Source organism: Marichromatium sp. AB32, from assembly GCF_003718675.1.
Lineage (GTDB): Bacteria > Pseudomonadota > Gammaproteobacteria > Chromatiales > Chromatiaceae > Marichromatium > Marichromatium gracile.
The window spans coordinates 1-6,514 of sequence record NZ_RHFJ01000097.1; the positions used below are offsets into that span (position 1 = coordinate 1).

At 70.5% G+C, this 6,514-nt stretch carries 4 protein-coding genes; all 4 read right to left on the minus strand.

Annotated elements, in window-relative coordinates:
* Positions 1–339 precede the first annotated feature (339 nt).
* From EBL85_RS16285 to mrcB, 4 genes are read right to left on the minus strand one after another with little or no spacing between them, the layout of a single operon-like run.
* Entirely contained in the window at positions 340–1,038 is a 699-nt protein-coding gene (locus EBL85_RS16285) for a molecular chaperone DnaJ (RefSeq protein ID WP_123143452.1), read from the minus strand.
* Positions 1,039–1,079: 41 nt separating this feature from the next.
* Positions 1,080–2,987: an ATP-dependent DNA helicase gene (locus EBL85_RS16290; protein ID WP_123143453.1), complete on the minus strand. Its 1,908-nt coding sequence runs from the start codon at positions 2,985–2,987 to the stop codon at positions 1,080–1,082.
* Positions 2,988–3,022: 35 nt separating this feature from the next.
* Positions 3,023–3,811, minus strand: a complete 789-nt coding sequence (locus tag EBL85_RS16295; RefSeq protein ID WP_123143454.1) for a tetratricopeptide repeat protein — start codon at positions 3,809–3,811, stop codon at positions 3,023–3,025.
* 2 nt (positions 3,812–3,813) lie between these two features.
* Positions 3,814–6,189 carry a penicillin-binding protein 1B gene (gene mrcB, locus EBL85_RS16300; protein ID WP_123143455.1) on the minus strand — a complete coding sequence of 792 codons (2,376 nt, stop codon included), beginning with the start codon at positions 6,187–6,189 and terminating at the stop codon, positions 3,814–3,816.
* Positions 6,190–6,514 lie beyond the last annotated feature (325 nt).

Genomic DNA, 6,514 nt, shown 5'->3' on the forward strand with positions numbered 1-6,514 from the left:
CATGAGAAGAGAGATCGAGGGCTTGGTCTTAGCGACAAGGTCCAGGCCTTCAGGCGCAATCGAGCTGCCTCAATCTCGCGCGGTGGGAGCTAACCACCACGGGGTGGCAAGATACAAGGCGCGAAGGGCGCAAAGAAGAGCAGAGCCTCCAGCGATCAGCCTCCAGTCGCCAGTGGGTGTGCGCCCTCGACAACAGCACGGTTTGCCGTCATCAACCGGTGCGCACGTCCTTGGCCCAGCGCTTGAGGGCAGGCGACCACCGGCGACCGGTCGGTAACAGCTTGAACACCCCTTTGCGCCCTTGGTGCCTTGGCGGTTCAATCTTCCGGCAACTGGCCGCTACTCCTCCAGCAGCACCTGCTTGGCGGCGTTGATGCGCGCGGCCAGGTAGTCGGAGCCACCGCGGTCGGGATGCAGACGTTGCATCAGCCGACGGTGGGCGGCGCGGATCTCGTCCGGCCCCGCGTCCACGCCGAGGCCGAGGATGGCGCGCGCCTCGCTCGGGCTCGGTCGTCCCGAGCCGGCGCCACCGCTGCCGCCACTCGCCCCGCTCCAACCGCGCGCCCGGGAGAGATAGGTCTCGAGCAACCGCGCCGATTCCGCGTCGGACTCGCGATAGAACTCGAGCATCCGTGCCAGCGCCTCGCGATCGAGCGCGCTCAGTCGCCGCCCGGCGAAGGGGCCGTCGAGCACCTCGCCGTCGAGCGCGCCACCACCCGCATCAAGCTCGAGTTCGAGATAACGACTGCGCAATCGCGGCCCCTGACCGGCGCGCCCGCGCCCCAGAAAGCGCTGCAGCAGCGGCAACAGCTGCGCCAGATTGGCGATCCGCAGCACCACCGGGATCGCCGCGCCCAGGGCGGCGAACAGCGGATTGAGCCGTCCGGTGGCTGCCGCCAGCACCAGCAGACCGACCAGACCCCACACCACCCAGCCACGCAGGGCGCGTGCGACCTCGGGCGCCGGGGTACGGACGAACCAGCGCCACCCCCACCACAGCAGGACCAGCAGCGCGATCAGGACCAGCAGACGAGCCATCCATCCTCCTCGATTGTCGATATCGACCGGGGCCCCGGACCTCAGTCGGCGGTGGCGAAGAAGTCGCGCACATCGGCGATGTCGCGGGTGCGCGCGGTGCGCGGCAGGCTGTCGAGAAAGGCGTAGCCATAGGAGCGCGAGAGCAGTCGCGGGTCACAGACCACCAGCACGCCACGGTCCTCGCTGCCGCGGATCAGCCGTCCCGCCCCCTGCTTGAGCGCGATCACCGCCTGCGGCAACTGGTAGTCGCGGAACGGGTTGCCGCCGCGCTGGCGCAACGCCTCGATGCGCGCGGCGAGCACCGGGTCGCCGGGCGAGGCGAAGGGCAGGCGATCGATGAGCACGCAGGAGAGCGCCTCGCCACGCACGTCGACCCCCTCCCAGAAGCTCGAGGTGCCGAGCAGCACCGCGTTGCCCAGCTCGCGAAAGCGTTCGAGCAGCTCGCCGCGCGGCGCCTGCCCCTGCACCAGCAGCGGATAGTCGATCTGGCCGACCAGCCCGGCGGCGACCTCGCGCAACGCCCGATGGCTGGTGAACAGCAGAAAGGCCCGCCCCCGACTGTAACCGATCACCTCGCGGGCGAGCGCCAGCACCTGCTGGTTGTAGTCCGGTTCCGAGGGCTTGGACAGACCGCGGGGGACGAACCAGAGCGCCTGGCTGGAGTAGTCGAAGGGGCTCTCCCAGCGCGCGGTCTCGGCCTCGTCGAGCCCGAGCCGGCGGATGAAATGACCGAAGTCGTCGCCCACGGCCAGGGTCGCCGAGGTCAGCACCCAGGCGGTGCCGGGTCGCGCCATCTGGGCACGGAACACCCCGGAGACCTCGAGCGGGGTCTGGTGCAGACGGAAACCACGCCCCTGGGTCTCGAACCAGCGCACCACCCGTTCGTCGGGCTCGCCGAGCAGGGTCTGCAGCCGCGCCAGCAGCTCGGTGGCGCGCTCGGCACAGGCATCAAGCCCCTTGCCCCGCCCGCCGAGCGCACCGAGCCCCTCGCCGAGCGCGGTCAGACGACGCGCCAGGGCATCGAGCGCGCGTATCACCGCAGGCTCCTCCTTGAGCGACTCCCAGGGGCCGCGCCGCTCGCCGCTGCCGAGCGCCAGACGCAGGTCCTGCAGCACCCGGCGCACCCGGGCGCAGTGCTCGAGCAGCTCGGGCACGTCGCCCGCCTCGCGCTGGTACTCCAGCTCGGTGTCGCGCAGCAGGTCGTGCAGCTGACGGCTGCTCAACGCCATGCCGAAGAAGGTCGAGGCGGTATCGGGCAGCTGGTGGGCCTCGTCGAGGATGAAGCAGTCGGCGCCGGGCAGGATGTCGCCGAAACCCTCGTCCTTGAGCGCCAGGTCGGCGCAGAACAGATGATGGTTGACCACCACCAGGTCGGCGGCCTGGGCCTCGCGCCGGGCGGCGAGCAGATGGCAGGACTGCCACTGCGGACACTCCTGGCCGAGACAGTTGTCGGTGGTCGAGGTCACCAGCGGCCACACCGGGCTCTCGTCCGGGAGCGGCAGCTCGGCGATGTCACCGCTGCGGGTATTGGCCGACCAGTCGCGCACCTGCTCGAGGTGTGCGCGCAACACCCGATCGTGACGCCCCGGCTCGTCGAGCGCGAGACCCAGGCGGTGGACGCAGAGATAGTTCGCCCGCCCCTTGAGCAGCGCGGCGCGCAACGGCAGGCCGAGGGCGTCGCGGATCAGCGGCAGGTCGCGATGGAAGAGCTGGTCCTGGAGGTTGCGGGTACCGGTGGAGATCAGCACCTTGCGCCCGGAGAGGATCGCCGGGACCAGATAGGCGAAGGTCTTGCCGGTGCCGGTGCCGGCCTCGCACACCAGCACCCCGCCGCCGTCGATCACGGCGCCGACCCGCTCGGCCATCTCGCGCTGCGGCTGACGCGTCCGGAACCCCGGCACGCGGGCGCTCAACGGCCCGTCGTCGCCGAAGACCCGCGCAAGCTCCATGCGGTCCACCCTGGCCGTCGCCGTGCCCGTCGCGCTCAACCGCCGCTGGCGCGACGTTCGGCCTCGCTCGCACCGGCGGCGTCACCGGCGCGCCGACGCACATCGGCGATGATCAGCCAGTTGTCACGACGTACCGCCGCGTCCTCGCCCGCGAGGTTGTTGGAGCGCGAGGCGAGATTGCCCGCCTGCCCGGTCTGGCCCTGCTCGAGCCGCACCCGCGCCAGCCTGTTCCACAGATAGGCCTGCTTGGGCGCGATGCGCAGCGAGCGCTCGAGCGAGGCGGCGGCGCCGGCATAGTCGCCCGACTGACGCTGGCGCTCGGCCTGTCGCGCCAGGGCCTCGGCGGCAGCCGGCAGATCGGGCGCGCTCACCGAGGAGGCCGGCGCAGGCGCGGGTTGCGCCGGGGCCTGCTGAGGCGTGCTCACCGCCGCGGTACGAGGCGTCTCCGGCGGCGGCGGGGTGATGGCCGCTGGCGCGTTCGAGCGCACGCTCGGGGCGCTCGGGCGCTGTTCGACCGGCGCCGGCGTCGGCGTCGGAGATTGGGTCGGCGCCTCGGAGACCAGCGCCGGCACAGTGGAGCCGGTCGGACCTGGCTCGGCAACCACCTCGGGCGCCGGGAGCTGCGCCGGGTCGCGATAGGCATAGACCTCGGTCTGCGGCTCCGCGACCGCCGGATCCTCGGCGGCGGATTCGGCCGACTCCGGGGTCGGCGCCTGCTCGGGGCGCGGGGTCACCCGGACCACGGGTGCGGGGTCCCCTTGACGGGGTTGGCCGGCGCAGGCACTCAGCGCCAGGACGGCGATCAGGATGATGAAGGCTCGCATCGTCAGTTGTAGAAATCGCTCATGAAGAGGTTCTGTTCCCTGGCGGGGCGTGAACGCTCGGGCGGCGCAGGCTCTTCATCCTGCGCCGCCCCCTCGGCCACGGCCTCGCCCTCCTGCTCCTCGGCCGACTCGTCGCCACCGCAACTGTCGGCGCTCGGGACATAGTCGGCGACATAAGGCATCTCGGCGCCATCGCAAACCTGCGCCGTCACCACGCCCTCCGGGCGCAGCGGCGCCAGCGGCTCGTTCTCGAGCTTGAGCATGAAGTCGCCCCAGACCCGCAGCGCGCCGCTACTGCCGGTCAGCCCCATCGGCTTGAAGTCGTCGCGCCCGACCCAGACCACGGCGACCTTGTCGCCCGAGAAGCCGGCAAACCAGCTGTCGCGCAGTCCGTTGGTGGTACCGGTCTTGCCGGCCATGCTCATGCCATCAGGCAGCTGACGTCCCAGCCAGGCGGCAGTGCCGCGCTCGACCACCCGCTCCATCGCCCAGGTGGTGAGATAGGCCGCGCGGGGATCGACCACCGACTCGACGGCCAGCGGATAGCGGTTGAGCGGACGCCCCTCGGCGTCGACCACCTCGCGGATCGCACGCAACGGCGAGCGATAGCCGCCGGCGGCGATCGACTGGTAGACCTGGGCCACCTCCAGCGGCGAGAGGTTGACCGCACCGAGCAGCATCGCCGGCACCGCCGAGATGCGCCGCTGGGCACCGAGCCGGTAGAGATTGTCGACCACCTCGTCGACGCCCAGGTCCATGCCGAGGTTGACGGTGGCGAGGTTGAGCGAGCGCACCAGCCCCTCGTAGAGCGGCAGCTTGCCATAAACGCGATGGCTGTAGTTGCTCGGCTCCCAGCGCGACCCGGTGCCGTCGGGGATGCTCACCGCCTTGTCCTCGATGATGGTCGAGAGGCTGTAGCGCTCGGGGTGGGTGAGCGCAGTGAGATAGACCACCGGCTTGACCAGCGAGCCGATCGAGCGCACCGAGTCGAGCGCACGATTGAATCCGGCATAGGCCGAATCGCGTCCGCCGACCAGTGCCAGCACCTCGCCCTGGGCGACCGAGGTGACCACCGCCGCGGCCTCCAGTGAGCCCTTGCGCTTGCCGCGCGCCGACTCGATCGCCCCCAGACGCTCCGGCACCGAGCGCTCGACCGTGGTCTGTACCAGCGGATCGAGCGTGGTGAAGATGTTGAGCCCCTCGGAGCGCAGGTCCTCGTCGCGATAGTCGCGCTGCAGCTGGCGCCGCACCAGGGTGATGAAGGCCGGATACTCGCCGGCCGGACGCCCGCCACCGTCGACCACCCCGAGCGGCGCGTCCTTGGCCGCGGCGGCGGTGGCGGCATCGACCACACCGTCGCGCACCATGACGTCGAGCACCAGATTACGCCGCTTGAGCGCCGCCTCGGGGCGACGTCGCGGATCGAGGCTCGAGGGCGCCTGCACCATGCCGACCAGCAACGCGGTCTCGGCGACATCGAGATCGGCCAGCGACTTGTTGAAATAGAAGCGACTGGCCAGCCCGAAGCCGTGGATCGCGCGGCTGCCGTCCTGACCGAGATAGATCTCGTTGGCGTAGGCCTCGAGGATCTCGCCCTTGGTATAACGGCGCTCGAGCAGCACCGCCATGAACGCCTCCTTGAGCTTGCGCTCGAGGGTGCGTTCGGCGGAGAGATAGAAGTTCTTCACCAGCTGCTGGGTCAGGGTACTGGCCCCCTCGACCACGCCGCCGGCCATCAGGTTGCTGTAGGCGGCGCGAGCGATACCGCGCGGGTCGACACCGAGGTGGCGCTCGAAGCTGCGATCCTCGACCGCATAGAGGGTGTGCACCAGTAGCTCGGGCAGATCCTTGCGCCGCACCAGGATGCGGTCCTCGTTGTGGGTCGGATAGATGCTCGCGATCAGCATCGCGTCGAGCCGCACCAGCGCCGGATCGGGACCGCCGTCGACGGCCTCCAGCACGCTCACCCGGTGGCCGTCGAAGCGCACCCGCAGGCCACGGCTCGACTCGCGCCCATCCCAGAAGCGGAAGGGACGGGTTCGCAGCACGATCTGCTCGCCCTCACGGTGATAGCTACCGGGGCTGTCGGGGTTGGCGAGCCGGCGATAGTTGAGCCGTTGCAACTCCTGTTCGAGTTCGTCGACGGCAAGCTGGCGCCCGGCATAGAGCTCCAGCGGACGGGCATAGACGCGCGCCGGCAGCGCCCACCGCTGCCCCTCGAACTTGGCGCGCACCACCCGGTCGAGATGGATGCCGTAGAGGGTGGTGCCGAGCCCGATGGCGAGCGCGAGCAACAGCCCCACCCGGATCAGGAAGCCGAGGATCTTGCCGCCACGCTTGCGCGGCGGACGGCGACGGGTCTTGCGGGTCGTGGCCATGGGATCAGCCCCACCGCCGCGCCACGGCGCGGCGCATCGACTGGACGGGATTCGGCTGCTGGGATCGGGGCGTCGCGGGCACGGGCTGTCCTGAGTCTCGCTGTAATCAGTTGCTTATGGTCCCATTTGCGGCGGCGGCGCACAACTGCGAGCGGCCAGCGGCCAGCGGCCAGCGGCCAGCGGCCAGCGGCCAGAAGATTGAACCGCCAAGATACCGTCTTTCCCGTCAAGCCGCGGAAGCGTAATCGGGCTGGTAGGGACGACGGTTCTTGAACACACCGAAGCAGATGTGGGCGAGTTTCCGCATGGCGGCGCCGAGGGCGAC

What these genes read in the sequence shown, in the direction of transcription:
- EBL85_RS16285 (WP_123143452.1), bottom strand. Translation starts at nt 1,038, where the DNA reads ATGGCTCGTCTGCTGGTCCTGATCGCGCTGCTGGTCCTGCTGTGGTGG.
- EBL85_RS16290 (WP_123143453.1), bottom strand. Translation starts at nt 2,987, where the DNA reads ATGGAGCTTGCGCGGGTCTTCGGCGACGACGGGCCGTTGAGCGCCCGC.
- EBL85_RS16295 (WP_123143454.1), bottom strand. Translation starts at nt 3,811, where the DNA reads ATGCGAGCCTTCATCATCCTGATCGCCGTCCTGGCGCTGAGTGCCTGC.
- mrcB (WP_123143455.1), bottom strand. Translation starts at nt 6,189, where the DNA reads ATGGCCACGACCCGCAAGACCCGTCGCCGTCCGCCGCGCAAGCGTGGC.